This is a genomic window from Reyranella sp., assembly GCF_030651995.1.
Classification (GTDB): Bacteria; Pseudomonadota; Alphaproteobacteria; order Reyranellales; family Reyranellaceae; genus Reyranella.
In genome coordinates this window covers 1-16861 of the sequence record NZ_JAUSBN010000010.1, presented here as the reverse complement: position 1 = coordinate 16861, position 16861 = coordinate 1, and the positions used below count along the sequence as shown (strand labels likewise).

15 protein-coding genes are annotated in these 16861 nt (G+C 67.2%); 8 read left to right on the top strand and 7 right to left on the bottom strand.

The genetic code is table 11. The features are described from left to right. The 6 genes from Q7V45_RS03060 to Q7V45_RS03035 form a co-directional block, all read left to right on the top strand. Nucleotides 1-873: 2-dehydro-3-deoxygalactonokinase (locus tag Q7V45_RS03060; RefSeq protein ID WP_304846772.1), on the top strand; the 873-nt coding region annotated here is incomplete at its 5' end. A gap of 31 nt (nt 874-904) precedes the next feature. Further along, nucleotides 905-2095 (top strand): mandelate racemase/muconate lactonizing enzyme family protein, encoded by a 1191-nt coding sequence (locus Q7V45_RS03055; protein WP_304846769.1) that lies wholly within the window; start codon nt 905-907, stop codon nt 2093-2095. An 88-nt stretch (nt 2096-2183) separates the two neighbouring features. Beyond that, complete coding sequence (locus tag Q7V45_RS03050; protein ID WP_304846766.1) at nt 2184-5078, top strand: autotransporter domain-containing protein; 2895 nt, start codon at nt 2184-2186, stop codon at nt 5076-5078. 474 nt (nt 5079-5552) lie between these two features. Then, nucleotides 5553-6146: a PadR family transcriptional regulator gene (locus Q7V45_RS03045; protein ID WP_304846763.1), complete on the top strand. Its 594-nt coding sequence runs from the start codon at nt 5553-5555 to the stop codon at nt 6144-6146. Then, nucleotides 6143-6463 carry a DUF2218 domain-containing protein gene (locus tag Q7V45_RS03040; RefSeq protein WP_304846760.1) on the top strand — a complete coding sequence of 107 codons (321 nt, stop codon included), beginning with the start codon at nt 6143-6145 and terminating at the stop codon, nt 6461-6463. Before Q7V45_RS03045 ends, Q7V45_RS03040 begins: the two co-directional genes overlap by 4 nt. Before the next feature lie 67 nt (nt 6464-6530). After that, entirely contained in the window at nt 6531-7184 is a 654-nt protein-coding gene (locus Q7V45_RS03035) for an FABP family protein (RefSeq protein WP_304846757.1), read from the top strand. 9 nt (nt 7185-7193) lie between these two features. Here the strand turns inward: Q7V45_RS03035 and Q7V45_RS03030 are convergent, their stop codons facing one another. From Q7V45_RS03030 to Q7V45_RS03005, 6 genes are read right to left on the bottom strand one after another with little or no spacing between them, the layout of a single operon-like run. After that, nucleotides 7194-8033 carry an NADPH-dependent oxidoreductase gene (locus tag Q7V45_RS03030; RefSeq protein WP_304846753.1) on the bottom strand — a complete coding sequence of 280 codons (840 nt, stop codon included), beginning with the start codon at nt 8031-8033 and terminating at the stop codon, nt 7194-7196. Then, the gene (locus Q7V45_RS03025; RefSeq protein ID WP_304846750.1) at nt 8033-9280 is read right to left on the bottom strand and encodes an MFS transporter; all 1248 of its coding nucleotides are present in this window, start codon (nt 9278-9280) and stop codon (nt 8033-8035) included. The genes Q7V45_RS03030 and Q7V45_RS03025 overlap by 1 nt, the downstream gene beginning before the upstream one ends. Next, complete coding sequence (locus Q7V45_RS03020) at nt 9264-10106, bottom strand: fumarylacetoacetate hydrolase family protein (RefSeq protein WP_304846747.1); 843 nt, start codon at nt 10104-10106, stop codon at nt 9264-9266. Before Q7V45_RS03020 ends, Q7V45_RS03025 begins: the two co-directional genes overlap by 17 nt. Before the next feature lie 11 nt (nt 10107-10117). Beyond that, a complete protein-coding gene (locus Q7V45_RS03015) occupies nt 10118-10864 on the bottom strand; it encodes an aspartate/glutamate racemase family protein (RefSeq protein ID WP_304846744.1) in 747 nt (248 codons plus the stop codon). Between the two features lie 2 nt (nt 10865-10866). After that, complete coding sequence (locus Q7V45_RS03010) at nt 10867-11586, bottom strand: DNA-3-methyladenine glycosylase I (protein WP_304846741.1); 720 nt, start codon at nt 11584-11586, stop codon at nt 10867-10869. Between the two features lie 5 nt (nt 11587-11591). Then, nucleotides 11592-12356, bottom strand: coding sequence for an alpha/beta fold hydrolase (locus tag Q7V45_RS03005; protein WP_304846738.1), 765 nt, complete (start codon nt 12354-12356; stop codon nt 11592-11594). A gap of 88 nt (nt 12357-12444) precedes the next feature. Between Q7V45_RS03005 and Q7V45_RS03000 the strand changes: the two genes are divergently transcribed. After that, nucleotides 12445-14685 carry an arylsulfatase gene (locus Q7V45_RS03000; protein WP_304846735.1) on the top strand — a complete coding sequence of 747 codons (2241 nt, stop codon included), beginning with the start codon at nt 12445-12447 and terminating at the stop codon, nt 14683-14685. Further along, a complete protein-coding gene (locus Q7V45_RS02995; RefSeq protein WP_304846732.1) occupies nt 14682-15902 on the top strand; it encodes an MFS transporter in 1221 nt (406 codons plus the stop codon). Before Q7V45_RS03000 ends, Q7V45_RS02995 begins: the two co-directional genes overlap by 4 nt. Here Q7V45_RS02995 and Q7V45_RS02990 read toward each other — a convergent pair. Continuing rightward, the gene (locus Q7V45_RS02990) at nt 15889-16848 is read right to left on the bottom strand and encodes a tripartite tricarboxylate transporter substrate binding protein (RefSeq protein WP_304846729.1); all 960 of its coding nucleotides are present in this window, start codon (nt 16846-16848) and stop codon (nt 15889-15891) included. The two genes, Q7V45_RS02995 and Q7V45_RS02990, sit on opposite strands and share 14 nt — an antisense overlap. Nucleotides 16849-16861 lie beyond the last annotated feature (13 nt).

Sequence of the window (16861 nt, the reverse complement as noted above, 5' to 3'; positions counted from 1 at the left end):
GTGCCCGACCTGATCGCCGTCGACTGGGGCACGAGCTCGCTGCGCGGCGCCCGCCTCGATGCGGTGGGTGGCGTTCTGGAGGAAAAGAGCGCGCCGCTCGGCATCCTCAATGTCCCGAAGGGCGGCTTTGCCGGCGTCTTCGACTCGCTGTTCTCCCAGTGGATGAAGCCGTCTGGGAGCGTCTGCCTGATCTCCGGCATGGCCGGCAGCCGGCAGGGCTGGGTCGAGGCGCCCTATGTCGCCTGTCCGGCCGGACCCGAAGAGCTGAAGCGGCACCTGCACTGGATCGAGCCGGGACGCATCGCTCTCGTGCCGGGGCTCAGCGTCGAGCGGGGCGAGGTGCCCGACGTAATGCGCGGCGAGGAAGTGCAGATCTTCGGTGCGATGCGGTTGGTGGGCCTTACCGACGGGCTGTTCGTCCTACCCGGTACGCACAGCAAATGGGCGACGGTACGCGAGGGCCGGATCATGGGCTTTCGGACGTACATGACGGGCGAGTTCTACGGCTTGCTCAGCCAACATTCTATTCTCGCGCGGACCCTTGAGGCCGATGCGCCGCTCGACGAGGCGATGTTCCTGCGCGGCGTGATGCGCGCCGGTGAGGGCAACGGGCTTCTGCACGATGCCTTCGGTGTGCGGGCTCTGGCCTTGTTCGACCGCCTGTCGCCCGCCCAATCGGCGAGCTATCTCTCCGGCCTTCTGATCGGCGAGGAGCTGCGCGCCCAGGAACTGCCGGCCAGCCGCGAGGTCATCGTGATCGGCGCGCCGGCGCTCACGGCGCGCTATGCTCTGGCCCTCGAGCGCAGCGGCGCCAGGGTGGGCAGCTTCGGTCCCGAGGCGACATGGGCGGGCTTGCACGCTTTGCGGGAATGATCACCGTCGCAATCAGGAAACGGGGGGAATAATGAAGATCAAGAGCTACGAGATTTTCCGCTGCGACGCCGGCTGGCGTCTGTTCTCGTTCCTGAAGCTGGTGACGGACAGCGGTCCGATCGGCTGGTCCGAGTACAACGAGAGCTTTGGCAGTCCGGGCCTCTCGGGCGTCATCGAGAACCTGATGCCGAGCGTGGTCGGCATGGACCCGATGGACATCGAGCTGGTGAACGCGGTGCTTGCCACCAAGTCGACCCAGTCGCGCGGCGGCGTGGTGCGCCAGGCGATTGCGGCCATCGAGAACGCGCTGCTCGACATCAAGGGCAAGGCGCTGGGCGTCCCGGTCTATCAGCTGTTCGGCGGCAAGCTGCGCGACCGCATTCCCGTCTACTGGTCGCATTGCGGCTCCTATCGCATGCGCAATCCCGATCTCTGCGGCACCCCGGCGGTGCGGTCCTACGACGACATGGCCAGGACGGGCGAGGAGGTGCGTAAGAAGGGCTTCACCGCCTGCAAGACCAACATCGCCATGGAGGTCGACGGCAAGCTGCGCGCCTATCGCCCGGGCTTCGTCGTCGGCAAGGGCTTTCCCGAGCGCAACTGGGACGCCTTCATCGCGCGCAGTGCGGCGAAGACCGTCGAAGCGTTCCGCGCCGGTGCCGGGCCCGATGTCGGCATCATGCTCGACACCAACTTCCATTTCCGCACCGAGGGCTTCAAGCGCATTGCCGATGCGGTGGGGCCGACCGGCCTCACCTGGCTCGAACTCGACATCCACGACCCTAAGTCGATCGCGATGATCCGCCGCGACGCGCCGTGCCCCATCGCCTCCGGCGAGACCCTGCTGGAACGCCGCGACTTCCGTCCATATTTCGAAGCCTATGCCTTCGACACCGCCATCGTCGACGTGATCTGGAACGGCTTCGCGGAGTCGCTGAAGATCGCCTCAATGGCCGACGTCTATGAAGTGAACGTGGCGCCGCATAATTTCTACGGCCATCTCGCCAGCGCCATCTCGGCGCATTTCTGCGCCGCCGTGCCGAACTTCCGGATCATGGAGATCGACATCGACGGCGTGCCCTGGCGCGACGAGATCGTCGACAACCCGCCGGTATTCGAGAACGGCGACTATCTCCTGCCCAAGGGACCGGGCTGGGGCGTCGAGCCCGACGAGGCGGCGATGCGCCGTCATCCGCCCAAGACCTACGTCGTCGCGCAATAGATGTTACACGGAAGTTCCCGATGACGTGTTGCCAATGCACAGTCTGTGCGGCCAACTGCGCATCGCTTTGAGTTGGAGAGATGCAACAGTGAACGCGCCGCGCTGGGGGACGCGCCGCAAGGGCGTGGGGCGGAAGAAGAGACGAGCGCGGCTGTCGGCAGTGGCGCTGGCCGGCGTCGTATCGATGTCAGCGACTGTGTCCGCGCAGGACACCCGCTGGGACACGCTTCTCTCCAACACGAACTGGTACGTGGCGATCCCCAACCTGGTCGCCTACGCGAGCGGCAACCAAAGCACGACCAGCAATCCCTTCCCGATCGGAGACCAGACCCTGTGGGCTCTGGGATCTGTCACCAATGGCGTCTTTACCGGGCAGAGCGAGGCGACGTTCGCCATCGGGTCTTCGGTCACCGCGCCGACCTACTCGTCCATGCAGGGCCTCGTCACCGAGGGCGGGCAGATCCGGATTCAATTCACCTCGGCCGACAGCGCGCCCATCATCGGAATCGGCCAGATGCGCGAGATCGGCGGCGTGCCGCTGATGGAAATGCAGATGATCACCGGCACCTCGCTGCTGGTCACCCACTGGGCCTACATGGCGCCCTACAATCCGTCCGTGTTCACGCCGCCCTCGCCGACGCAGTATGTGAGCGCCGACATCACCTCGCCGGAATGGCGCTGGACCGCCGGCACGACCTGGCAGGTGTCGAGCCCCACGGTGTTCGGCACGGCGACGCCCGGCACCTTCAAGATCACCGGCTACAGCAACGGATACTACTGGGGCGTCGGCGCGGCGCCGCTCGACAGCCTCGTCGGCAACTTCACCGTGCTGGGCTCCATGACGCCCGAGGGAAACGTCCTGTTCAGCCTGCTGTTCGGTGCCTCGCTGGACAGTCTTTCGGGGCAGATCACCGGCGATGCCACGACCGGCAGCATGGCCCTTCGGGGTTACGCCCTGTCCGGCCCGGTCGGCGCGCCGACGCTGGCGGGCATCATGCCGGTCTCCACCATCGCCGCGGGACAGACCTATTTCCTGAGCAACGTCGGCTCGACCGTGATCCCGGCCTTCACCGGTGGCACGCTCCAGGTCGACGAGACCTTCGGCGTCTACACTCAGAATTTCCTGGTCGACGGATCGGCCACCAACCGCCTCGACTTGCGTGGCAACTCGGCCGTCCTGAGCGGCGCGCTCTCCGATGCCCTGCCCGGCACGCCGGGCAACCTCACCATTGCCAACAGCGGGCTCGGCGGAAGCGTCACCTTCGCCGGAAACAGCACCTATACTGGTCTCACGACGATCGAGGCCGGCGCCACCCTGTCGGTCGACGGTTCGATCGTCTCGCCGGTCTCCGTCCAGGGCACCCTCCGGGGCGCGGGAATGATCCGGGGCGCCACCACGGTGCTGAGCGGCGGCACGCTGGCGCCGGGCAACAGCCCGGGGACCCTCACCTTCGTCGCACCGGTGGTCATGGCGGCGGGCAGCACGCTTTCCCTCGACATCGACGGCACGGGGACCGGCAATGGGGCCGGCAATTTCAGCCGTGTAGTGGTGTCGGGCGCCGGCAACGGCTTCACAGCCGGCGGCACCTTGCAGCCCGTTCTGCGCGGCATCACCGGCGCCGCGACCAACAGCTTCACGCCGTCCATCGGGCAGCAGTTCATGGTCGTCGTGGCTGAAGGTGGCGTGCAGGGGAGTTTCGCGGGGCTTGCCCAGCCTTCGGGCCTGGCGACGGGAACGCGGTTCGACGCCCTCTACGCGCCGTCCTCCGTATCGCTGGTGGTGACGCCCGCTTCCTACGGCAATCTCGGTGCTGCCGGCCTGCCTCAGACGGCCAGCCAGGCCTCGGTCGGACAGGCGCTCGACCTGCTTCGTCCCGCGGCGGGCGTGCGCATGAGCGGCCTTGCGCAGTCGCTCTTCGCGCCGCTCTACAGCCTGCCTGCCGGGTCGATCCCGCAGGCGCTGGATCAACTTTCGCCCAGCCTCTATGGCGATATGATGCTGTCGGCGCGCCAGGGCTTCTACGGCTTTGCCGATCAGGTCAGCCAGCGGCTGGGCACCCGCCGTGCCGGACAGGGCAGCGGGCCGAACGTTGCCATGGCCTGTGGCGATGCCTGCAAGGGACTGCCCAACGCCGCGCCCAACACGGTGGCGGGGCCGCTCGGCACGACGGCCTGGCTCTCGGGCTTCGGGCAGTGGACGCAGGTCGCCGCCGCGGCCGCCCCCGGCTTCCAGTCGTCGCTTGCCGGCGTGATGGCCGGTCTCGACGTTGAACTGGTGCCGGGCTTCGTCGGAGGCATCGCGCTGGGCGGCGGCAGCGCAAACACCTTCGCCGGCAACGGCGCGACGGCCCTCGGATCAGCGCTGCAGGCGACGATATACGGCGAGTACGCCGCCGGATCGTTCTTTGTCGGCGGCCAGGCGTCCTATCTGCGCTTCGATCAGACCACGACCCGTCCGCTGGGGGCCTGGAACAGTGTCTTGCGGGACAGCCTCGTCACGACCGGGGTAGGTGGCCAGGTCGCGGCAGGGTTTCGACTGGCTTGGCAAGGTTGGGCGGTGGAGCCGACGATGGGGCTCGCCGCAGCCGGTTTCTCCTCGCCGGGCACCGTCGAGCAGAACAGCAACGGACTTGCCCAACAGATCGATGGGCAGTCGCTCACCAGCGTGCGCGGCACCCTGACGCTGCCAGTGAACCGGACCCTGGTGCTGGCCGACCAGCGCTCCCTCGCCTTGCGGGGGCTGCTCGGTTGGGCGCATGAGTTTGCAGACGTTTCGGCGACCACCCAGGCGGCCTTCGCCGCCGCCCCCGGAGTGCCGTTTGCGACGACCAGCGCACCGATCTCGCGCGATTCGGTATTGGTCGGGCTCTCCGCCGATTTCGCGCTCGACGATGGCGTTGCCTTCTTTGCCGGCTGGCAGGCGGCGATCGGCTCGTCCTCGACGGCGCAGACACTTCGCGCGGGGCTGCGCGTGACATGGTAGAGGATGCTCCTTCGAGTACGATGACCCCGTTCCGGGAGTAAATCATGATCCGCACAATCATTGGCGCGTCTCTGGGGCTCTTGCTGGTAGCCGGCTCGGCCGAGGCTCAGGTCTATTGCCGCGCTGAAGGCGTGCCGCACGGCTGCGTCTGGGCGCCTCGCGGCGCCGGAGCGCCAGGTGTCGGCGTGGTCCCCGGCGTGGGAGCGGGCGCGCCCGGCGTCGGCGTTGCGCCGGGCGTCGGCGTCGGCGCTCCCGGTGTGGGTGTCACGCCCGGCGTCGGTGCGGGCGCTCCCGGTGTGGGGGTGGCCCCCGGACACCCCGGGGGCGGGGACGTGAACAGGGGTGGGCCGGTGAATCGCGCCGGCCGACACTAACTCGAGCTGCAAAAAATCCAGGGAAGATTGGCGACGCCCTTGTATTTTTGAACAATCAAGATATATCTTGGATATGTTCAATCATATCAAAGGCGAGGCCATGAGGTCTTCCCATCACGCTCATCCTCATTGCGGCGAAGAGGCCCACCGACATCAATTCGGCCGGCGCGGTTTCGGCGGTCCGGGCCACGGTTGGCAAGGCGACCCGGGCGAAGGGCGCGGCGGCCGCAGCCGTCGACGGGTCTTCGATTCGGGCGAGCTTCGGCTGGTGCTGCTGAAGCTGATCGCCGACGAGCCGCGGCACGGCTATGAGCTCATCCGCGCCATCGAAGAGCTGACCGGCGGCAGCTACGTGCCCAGTCCGGGCATGGTCTATCCGACGCTGACCCTGCTCGAGGAGATGGGGCATATCGCCGAGACCAAGTCGGAAGGCGCGCGCAAGGTCTTCGCGGTCACGCCGGACGGCACCGCCCATCTGGCGGAGCGCAAGGCTGAGATCGACGCCCTGTTCGCGAGGCTGGCGGAACTCGCCAACGTGCAGGAACGCACCGACGCGGCACCGGTGCGCCGGGCCATGGGCAATCTTCGCGAGGTGCTGATCAACCGCCTGGGCCGCGATGGAGTCCAGAAGAAGACGGTCCACGACGCCGTCGCCATCATCGACGAAGCCGCGCAGAGGATCGAACGCCTGTGAGCACCTCCAGCATCGTGCGCGTGCCGACCGCCAACGGCAGCCGCTACCTCCAGCAGCTCTGCAAGCACTGGAGTCACAATCTCGAGGTCGAGTTCACGCCGGACAAGGGCAAGGTCGTGTTTCCACGCAACGCCCGCGGCGCCGAGTGGCCGGGCGACGCCACGCTCCTTCTGGAGGCGCATGCCGATGCGCTGGAATGCCGTCTGGAGGCCAGCGCCGAGGATCAGCTCGAAGCCCTCAAGGGCGCCGTCGCCCGTCACATCGATCGCTTCGCCTTCCGCGAAGCGCCACTCGCCTTCGACTGGCGCGATGCGTGACAAGCCGCGCGCTTGTTAAGGCGGGGGCGGGCTTGCACATTCCGCGCGAATGCAGCCCGAGGAGCCCATGTCGACCCTTCCCGAAGACGTCTTTACCGAGCCTGAGGATTTTTCGCCGGACACGCTCGCCAATCTGGGTCCGCTGGCCCGCCTCGCCGGCGAATGGGAGTCCGACAAGGGCATCGACATCGCGCCCAAGGCGGCGGGTCCAGAGCAACGCAGTTTCCGGGAGCATATCCGGATGGAGCCGATCGACCCGCAGCCCAACGGACCGCAGCTCCTGTACGGATTGCGCTACCACATCCACATCAACACCGACGAGGAAGCCATCACCTTCCACGACCAGGTCGGCTACTGGCTGTGGGAGCCGGCCACCGGCCTGATCATGCAATCCATCGCCATCCCGCGCGGCCAGGTCGTGCTGGCGGGGGGAACTGCAAAGCCGGGCGACAGGACCATTTCGGTCGAAGCCAGGCGCGGCGACACCCGCTTCGGCATCTGCTCGACCACCTTTCTCGAGCAGGCGTTCCGCACCGACTATTACCGCATCGACATCACCTTCAACGATGACGGCAGCTGGTCCTACGTGACGCGCACCGACCTGGCGGTCCGCGGCAAGACCCCGGCCTTCGACCACCGCGACACGAACACCCTGCGGCGCGTCGCGTCGCCGGCCCAGAACCCGATGGTGGACCGGCTCAAGAGCGGCAAGTTCGACTGACGGCTATCGCTACCGGATTTCAAATCCCATCTTTGCCAGTGCGGCACGCAGCGTTTCGCGGCCGTTCATGGCCTTGAGGGGACCGAGGCGATTCAGCACGCGCTGGGTCCAGGTCGCGGCCTGCAGTTCGTGGCGGGCCGAGAACTTGCTCATCTCGGCGTCATAGGCGGCGCGCAGCGCCTCTTCCCTGCTCGCGTCGTAGCGCTCGGTATGGAGCACGACCGACTGCGGCAGGCGCGGCTTCACCTCGCCCTCGCCCTTCTCGGTCGCGTAGCCGACGCAGAGACCGAACACGACGACGGCCTGGGGCGGCAGGCCCAGCAGTTCGGCAACGCGGATCGGGTCGTTGCGCATGGCGCCGATATAGACGGTGCGCATGCCCATCGATTCGGCCGCGACGACCGCGTTCTGCGCGGCCAGAGCAGCGTCGATCGAGGCGACCATGAAGGTTTCCAGCCAGGGCATCGTCTCGAACGTGGTCTTGGTCGCGTTCGAGATGCGCTGATTGCGCGACATGTCGGCGATCCAGGCGATGAACAGCGGGCACTGCTCGATATGCTTCTGGCCGCCGGCGATCTCGGCCAGCACCTTCTTCTTGGCGGGATCGGTGACGGCGACGGCCGACCACCACTGCATGTTGGAACTGGTGGCGGCCGACTGGGCGGCGGCGATCATGCTCTCCAGCGCGCCGGCCGGCACCGGGTCGGGCTTGTAGCTGCGCACCGAGCGGTGATCGAGCATCGTCGCGATCGTTTCGTTCCACGGGCCGGCAGGAGGCAGGGCCTCGGCGCCGTAGCGGCGGGCGAGGGCGTCGGTTTTCGCGGGGGTGGCGGGCGTCAGGGAATCCATCAGGCAATGCTCTCGGGTTTGCGGCGGGTGAGGGCCGTCACCAGGGCCAGGAAAATGAACCCGGTGACGATCATGAAGATGGCGCGCGGCTCGCCATGGTCCATCAGGAAGCCAAAGAGCAGCGGGGCGACCATGCCGCCCAGGTTGAAGCCGGTGCTGACGAAGCCGAACACCTTGCCGAACGAGCCCGGCGGCGTGACGGCGCGCACCATCATGTCGCGCGACGGCTGGATGACGCCGTTCAGGAGACCGCCCAGCGACATGACGCCGATCAGAACGGCGGCCGGCATGTTTACCCAGGCCATCAGGATCGCCATGGTCGAGGTGAAGGCGAAGCCGATGGCCGCCACCCGCTCATGGTGCGGCGTGCGATCGGCGATGAGGCCGCCCAACAGCACGCCGCCGGCGCTGCACAGCAGGAAGCCCGACAGCGCCACGCTGGCCACCGAGAAGGGCGTACCGTGGATCTGCGCCAGGCCGACGACGGTGAAGGTCTGGATGCCGCCATTGGCCATGGCCAGGCAGAAGAAGAACAGCAGGTTGCGCAGGATCGGCGCGCTCAGCAGCAGGTCGAGCCCGACCTTCTGGCCGCTCTCCTTGGCCGGCTGCTGCCCGGGCTTGTGGACGACGCGCGGCAGGATGCTGCCCATCACGATCAGCAGCAGCGCCGTCGCGATGGACAGGCCGGCGACGAACAGGAAGGCGCCGCGCCAGCCCCACAGGGCGGCGCAAGCCAGCGCCAGCGCCGGCGTGACGCCCGAGCCGAGGTAACCCGCGAAAGTGTGGATCGAGAAGGCCTTGCCGATCCGCTTGTGGTCGATGGTGGCCGACAGGATCGAATAGTCGGCCGGGTGATAGACGGTGTTGGCGAGGCCCAGGAACCCGTAGGCGATGACGAAGAACCAGTAGCCGGGCAACAGTGCGGCTGCCGCGACGGCGATGCCGCCCAGGATCAGGCCGCCGGTCAGCATGGCGCGCGGGCCGACCCGGTCGACCAGGAAGCCGGCCGGTGTCTGCAGCAGGGCGGAGGCGGCATTGAACGCCGTGAGCGCGAAGCCGATCTCGACGTAGCTGACGCCGAACGCCTCGCGGACCTCACCGAACAGCGGCGGCAGCAGCATGATGTGCACGTGGCTCACGAAATGCGCCACGGCGATCAGCGCGATCACCTTGAACTCGCGGGCCTTCTTCGCATCGGTGCCGGTATCGCTGGCCGGCAGGTCGAATGAGTTACTCGTCGACGACATTGACGCCCAAGGTCCCTATGCCTGAGATCTCGACTTCCAGCCTGTCGCCGGCCTTCATCCAGAGCGGCGGCTTGCGGCCGGCGCCGACACCATCGGGCGTGCCGGTCGCGATTATGTCACCCGGCTCCAGCCAGGTCACGGTCGAGAGATACTCGATGATGGTGGCGACATCGAAGATCATGTGATCGGTCGTGTCGTGCTGCACCACGGTGCCGTTCAGCCGTGTCGTGAGCTCGAGCCGCTGCGGATCGGCGATCACGTCCGACGTGACCATCCACGGTCCGAGAGGCCCGGTGGCCGGGAAGTTCTTGCCGGCGAAGACCGAATGCTTCTGGAAGTCGCGCACGCTGGCGTCGATGAAGCAGGTGTAGCCCGCGATCACCGACAGGGCGGCGGCGCGCGGGACGTGCCGGCAACGTTCGCCGATCACGATGGCCAGCTCGCCCTCATAGTCGAAGTGGGTCGAGGCGCGCGGCCGCACGATGTCACCCCCGTGCGCGACCAGCGTGTTGTGAAGGCGCGAGAAGACGCTCGGAACGGTCGGCATCTGGCGTCCGACCTCGCCGACATGGCTCGCATAGTTGAGACCGACGCAGAGGATCTTGCCCGGATCGGGAATGACCGGCACCAGCTCGACGTCCTCGAACTTCAGATCTGCCGCAGCGCCCTGTGTCGTGGCACGGAGTTCATCGAGTGCCTTGGCCGCGATGACGTCGCGCAAGCCGGTCCAGCGCCCCTTCGTGCGTGCCGACAGATCGACGATACCGCCGTCGACGGCCGCGCCGAATTTGTTCGCGCCCGCATGGCGAAAGCTGACCAACCGCATAGGGACGGACCCTAGGGTGATTGCAGCAGCTTCGAAAGTCCCTTGGAGAGCTTGATGCTGTCGACGGCGCCCGGCTTCGCAAGTGCACCATTGGTGGCTTTGGCGAGCTTCTGCAGGGCGAGCCCCTCGGCCATCGAGATGGCGCAGGCCACCCCATCGAGAAGGGGGGCGTCGACCATCGGCTTCAGCTTGGCGGCAAGGCCGGCCAGTCCCGCGCCGCCCAGGATCACGACGTCGGCGCCGTCCTCTTTGACGCAAGCGCTACAGCCTTTTGCCAGCAATTCCATGGCGGCCGTGGGGTCGCGCGCGATGTCGGCGCCCGTCGGCGCGACGGTGCGCACCGAGGCGAGGCGCGAGGAGAGGCCGTGCCCCGCCACGAATTCCTCGAGCATCGACTTCCAGCGCTCGCCGCCGGTGACGATCGAGAAACGGTTGCCCATGGCGCAGGCTTGCAGGATCGACGCATCAGCCATGCCCACGACCGGGACCGGGCTGACCTCCTTGAGAGCCGCGAGGCCGGGATCGCCGAAGCAGGCGAGAACGACCGCGTCCTTGGGCCCGCGATCGTTGGCGTAGGCATCCAGGGCCGCATGGCTCGCGATGGCATAGCCCGCGCGCGAGGCGATGTAGCGGGGGCCGAAGGAACCGGTGAGCGCCCGCAGGCGTGTACCCTTGGAGGCAAAGCCCTTCGCCGTCTTGAGCACGAGGTCGGTGATCGATTTCGTCGTGTTGGGATTGATCAGCAGGATATTCGTCATGGTCACGTCCGCATGGTTTCCGCGAGGCGCGCGGCATCGTGGTTCTCGCCGATCGACAGGGCGCAGATCCGGGAAATGTGGGTGAGGGGCAGGCCGCTTTCATGGGCCCAGGCATTGATCTGTGCCTGGGCGAGCTTTTGATCCTTCTTGGAGGTGCCCTTCTCGCTGATCGGCACGCCGGCATCGCGCAGGCACATCATCAGGTCGCCGGTCAGGATGAAGGAATCACGACCGAGGAAGCGCAGAAGGTACTGGCCGGAGAAGCCGCCGAGGCGGGAGCCGCGCTTGGCGAAGACTTCGAGCAGGCCGATCTGGTCATCGGCCGGCCAGGCGGCGAGGAACTTACCGAAGCTGCCATGCTCCGCTGCGATGTCGGTGACGAACTTCGCATTGTCGCGCACCGACCGGATGCTGGTCGGGTTGCGCACGATGCGGGTGTCCTGCGTGAGCTTCTCCCAGAATTCGCTGGGCTGGAACAGGAGCCGCTTTGGATTGAAGCCGAGGAAAGCCTCTTCGAAGCCCGGCCACTTCTTGTCGATCACGCTCCACACGAAGCCGGCGCAGAACACACGGCGCGCCATTTCCGCCAGTACGCGGTCGTCCGTGAGTTTGGCCAGCGCCTTGTTATCGCGTGGCTTCGGCAGCAGGGCCGCCAGCGCCTTCTCGCCGCCCTTGCGCCTGGCGGCGCGCGCCTGGATCGACTCGAAGCTGACGCGTGCCACGCCTGCTACTCGAGCCAGCCGTCGAAGAAGTCGAACACGGTGGCCTTGAACATCGGATGGCCGATGCAGGAGAAGTGATCGCAGCCCGGCAGGGTCACCGCCTTGGCGCCGGGGATGGCGTCGGCCAGGCCTTGCGGCGGGCCGGCGAGCTGGTCGCGGGCGCCGGCCACGACCAAGGTCGGGCGGCGGATCGCCATCAGCGAGTCGCGGGTGAGCGCCAGGCGCGGCCCGCGCGAGCAGGCGGCCAGCGCCAGCCGGTCTTCCTTCTGCTCGTCGGCGAAGTAGCGGAAGCTCCTGAGCATCGGATCGGCGATGTCGTCGGGGCTGGCGGCTTCCATAGCCTCCGCCATGGCGCCTTCCGCGCGCGGCGGATCGAACAGCTTGGCGCCGACGCCGGCCACGACCAGATGGTCGATGCGGCCCGGATCGAGCAGGGCCGCCGTCAGGGCGATGTGCGAGCCCATGGAGAAGCCGAGGACATGCGCGCGCTCTACGCCGGCATGGTCCATCAGTGCAAATACGTCGCGGGCCATCGCCTCGCGATCGTACAGGGCCGGATCGTGCGGCTTGGCGCTCTCGCCGTGGCCGCGATTGTCGAGCGCGAAACCGCGGAGTCCCTTGGCGGCGATGGCGTCGTACCAGCCCATGCGCTTCCAGTTCTCGGTGCGGTTGGCGGAAAAACCATGCACCAGCACGATCGCCTTGCGGCCATCGGCCGGACCGAATTCGTCGTAGGCGAGGTCGAGCCCGTCGGACGTGAAATGAGCCATGACTTTCCCTAACAAGTGGCATGAACGGCGACAAGGTTGATCGCGCTGCCCAAGTGTTGGACAACCGCGGCAACAAAAGAGGAAACGCATGACCGAACACGGCGGCAAGATCGGCAAGACGGTCCAGGACTCCCAGCCCCACTGGCCCGAAGGACCCAAGCGGCCCAAAGGCGCGCCCAATATCCTGGTCATCCTGTTCGACGATGTCGGCTTCTCGGATCTGGGCTGCTACGGCTCGCTGATCGAGACACCCGCCATCGACGCCATCGCCAAGCGCGGCCTTCGCTACACCGGCTTCCATACGACGGCCATGTGCTCGACCACGCGGGCAGCCCTTCTGACCGGCCGCAACCATCATTCGGTCGGCGTCGGCTGCCTCGCCAACTTCGATTCGGGCTATCCCGGCTATCGCGGCAAGATCAGCCGCGAGGCGGGCACCATCGCCGAGATGCTGCGCCCGCACGGCTATCGCAACTACATGCTGGGAAAGTGGCACGTGACGCCGCTCACCGAGTCCGGCGCCACCGGCCCATTCGACGGCTGGCCGCTGGGCCGCGGCTTCGACCGCTACTACGGCTTCATGGATGCCGAGACCGATCAGTTTGCCCCTGAACTGGTGCGGGACAACACGCCGGTCGATCCGCCGGGCACTTTCGCCACCGGCTATCATCTGACATCGGACCTGGTCGACCAGGCGATCCGCTATCTTGCCGATCATGTGGCCGACAATGCCGAGATTCCCTGGCTCACCTGGGTGGCCTTCGGCGCCTGCCACGCGCCCCACCAGGCGCCGTTCAACCTCGTCTCCAAGTATGATTCGGTGTTCGCCGAGGGCTGGGATGCCGAGCGCGAGCGCCGCCTCGCGCGCCAGATCGAGATGGGCGTCGTGCCGAAGGGCACACAGCTGCCGCCGCGCAACGACTCCGTGCGCGCCTGGGCCGACATAGCCGAGCCCGAGCGCCGCATGTTCACCCGTCTGCAGGCCGCCTATGCCGCCATGCTCGACCATGCCGACCAGCATATCGGCCGCCTGATGGCGTTCCTCGAGAGCGCCGGCCAGCTCGACGACACGATGGTCATCGTCATGTCCGACAACGGCGCCAGCCAGGAAGGCGGTCCCTTCGGCATGATCAATGCCATGGGGCCCTACAACCTGCGCCGCGAATCGCTCGAGGAGAAGATCGCGCGCATCGAGGATATCGGCGGCCCCGACACGCATTCGAACTTCCCATGGGGCTGGGCGATGGCGGCCAACACGCCGCTGCGCCGCTACAAGCAGAACACCCATGGCGGCGGCATTCGCGATCCGCTGGTGATGGCCTGGGACAAGGGCATCGCCGCGCGCGGCGAGCTGCGCCACCAGTTCTGTCATGCCAGCGACCTCGTGCCGACCCTGCTCGACGTCGTCGGTATCAAGCCGCCCAAGGTGATCAACGGCGTCAAGCAGATGCCGCTCGAAGGCACCAGCTTCGCGAAGAGCCTGAAGAACGCCAAGGCCAAGTCGAAGGCCAAGCCGCAGTACTTCGAGATGTTCGGCCATCGCGGCCTGGTGCAGGACGGCTGGAAGGCGGTTTCCTTCCACCCGCCGGGCGCCGACTTCGCCAACGACAAGTGGGAACTCTACCATCTCGACCAGGACTTCAACGAGACCAACGATCTCGCCGAGAAGGAGCCCGAGCGGCTGAAGGCGATGATCGAGGAATGGTGGCGGCAGGCCGAGGCCAGCAAGGTGCTGCCGCTCGACGACCGCTTCGCGCCGCGCTTCGCCGACAATGCCAAGCGCTTCCACGGGCCCCGCAACCGCTTCGTGTTCCATGCCGGCATGGGCCATGTCCCGACCGACGTGGCGCCCGACGTGCGCAACCGGACCTACACGATCGAGGCCGACGTGCAGGTCGACGGGCCGATGACCGAGGGCGTGCTGATCGCCCACGGCGACGCCACCACCGGCTATTCGCTCTACATGAAGGACGGCAAGCTCGCCTACGACATGAACATCGGCGGCGAGCATCACCTGATCGTTTCCGACCGCCCGGTGCCGGCGGGAAATCGCAAGCTGGCGGTCCGCATGCGCCGCAATCAGGGGCGCAACCAGGCCACCCTCCTGATCGACGGCGAGTCGGCGGGCAGCTTCGACACCCAGAACGGCTTCGTGAGCTTCATTTCCTGGTCGGGCCTCGACATCGGTCGCGACCGGTCGAGCCCGGTGTCGCACTACGAGGCGCCGTTCGCCTTCACCGGCAAGCTGCGCAAGGTCACCGTGCTGATGGACGACGACCAGGTGCTCGACGCCGAAAAGGCGGCTGCGGCGGCGCTGGCGCGCGAGTGAGCGTCGCCCTGCCGGGGAGGGGCATCGACAGCGCCTATGCGTGGCGGCTGGCGCTGGCCTCGATGGCCTGCGTGGCGCTGGGCGGCGGCGGCATCTACCTGCCCATGGTCGGCCTCAAGGAAATGGCGGCCGACTTCGGCGACCAGCGCGCGGTGCCGTCCTTTGCCTACATGGTGGGCTTCTTCGGCATGGGCGTGGGCGGCGTCTTCATGGGCTGGCTCGCCGATCGCACCAGTCCGAGGGTGCCGCTGCTGATTGCCGGCATCTCGATCGCATTGGGCGGATGGGTCGCCTCGCGCGGCGGCGAGATCGCGCTCTACGCCGGCTACGCGATGCTGCTGGGCTTCTTCGGCAATGCCGGGACCTTCACGCCGGCGATGAACAACGTGCAGGGCTGGTTCGAGAAGCGCCGCAACATGGCGGTGGCGCTGATTTCCATCGGGCCGGCGGTGGCCGGCTCGGTCTGGCCGCAGGTCTATCGCGTGCTGCTGCCGGAGATCGGCTGGCGCGACACGCTGCTCGTCTACGGGCTGGTATCCGGTGCGCTGTTGCTGCTGGGCGCGCTCTATGTTCGCGCGGCGCCGACCCTGCGCGGGCCGGGCGGGCGGCGACGCGAGGAGAAGGTCCACCTGCCGCTGCCCTCCTCGACGATCATGCTGCTGCTGTCGGCGGCCGGCTTCTGCTGCTGCGCCGCCATGGCGATTCCCTTCGTGCACATGGTCGCCTTCTGCGGCGATCTCGGCTATCCCGCGGCGCGCGGCACCGAGGCGGTGTCGCTGGTGCTGGTGTCGGCCATCGTCGCCACCTTCGTCATGGCGCGCCTCGCCCAGCGCATCGGCCCCTTGCCGGTCAGTATTCTGTGCTCGCTGATCCAGATCGGCTCGCTGGTCGGCTTCCTCTACGTGCGCGACATCAATGGCATCTACGCGCTGTCGCTGCTGCACGGCATTCCGTTCATCGCCATCGTCCAGGGTTATGCGCTCAATCTGCGCTTCCTCTACGGTCCGACGATCGCCGGCTGGCGCCTGGGCGTGGTGATGCTGTTCGCCATGGCCGGCATGGCGGCCGGCGGCTGGCTGGGCGGCTTCATCTTCGACGCGACGCTTTCCTATACGTCAGCGTTCCAGTCGGCCCTCGCCTTCAACCTGCTCAACCTGATGCTGCTGGGCATTCTCTATGTGGCCCAGAGCCGACGGCAGATGGTCAGTCTGCCTTGATGCCGGACTGGGCGATCACCTTGCTCCAGCGCTGATCCTCGCTTTTCAGGAACGCGGTGAACTGAGCCGTGTCCATCGCATGCGGAATCGCGCCCACCGCCAGGAACTTCTTCTGGATTTCCGGCAGGCCGACGACCTTCACTACGGCGTCCGACAGCCGCTTGACCTTGTCGGCGGGAGTCTGCGCCGGCAGGAGGACCGCCAGCCACGCACTGGCCTCGAGGCCGGGGAAGCCCTGCTCGGCGATGGTCGGCGTGTCGGGGAAGAAGGTCAGGCGATCGAGCGTGCTGACGGCGATCAGGTGCAGGCGGCCGGCATCGATATGCGGCCTGGTGACAGTGACGGTATCCATGGCGACCTGCACCGTGCCGGCGACGAGGTCGTTCATCGCCGGCGGGCTGCCCTGATAGGGCACGTGAAGGATGCGCATGCCGGCCTTGGTCTTCAGCTCCTCCATCGCGACGTGGCTCAAGGTGCCGTTGCCCGAAGAGGGATGGCTGAGCTTGTCCGGGTTGGCCCTGGCGTAGGCGATCAACTCGGGCAGCGTCTTCACCGGCAGCGACGGATGCACCACCAGCACGAGCGGCAGGTCGCAGACCCGCGCCACCGGCTCGAAGCTGGTCAGGCTCTGGTAGGTCACGTTCTTGTAGAGGTGCGGATTGATGGCCAGGGCGGCGAGCGGCGACAGGACGAAGGTGCTGCCGTCCGGCGTCGCGCGGGCGACCAGGCCGAGCGCGATGCTGCCGCCCTGACCCGGCTTGTTGTCGACGATGACGGTCTCTCCCAGCTCGGGCTTCAGCGCCTCGGCGAGCAGCCGGGCGACGATGTCGGTCGCCTGGCCGGCCGGAAAGCCGACCACCAGCTTCGCGACCTTGTCGCCCTGCGCATGGGCCGACGGCGCGGCCAGGGTGGCGAGCGAAAGCGCGCCAAACGTACGTCGTAGCATCGTGATCCTCCCT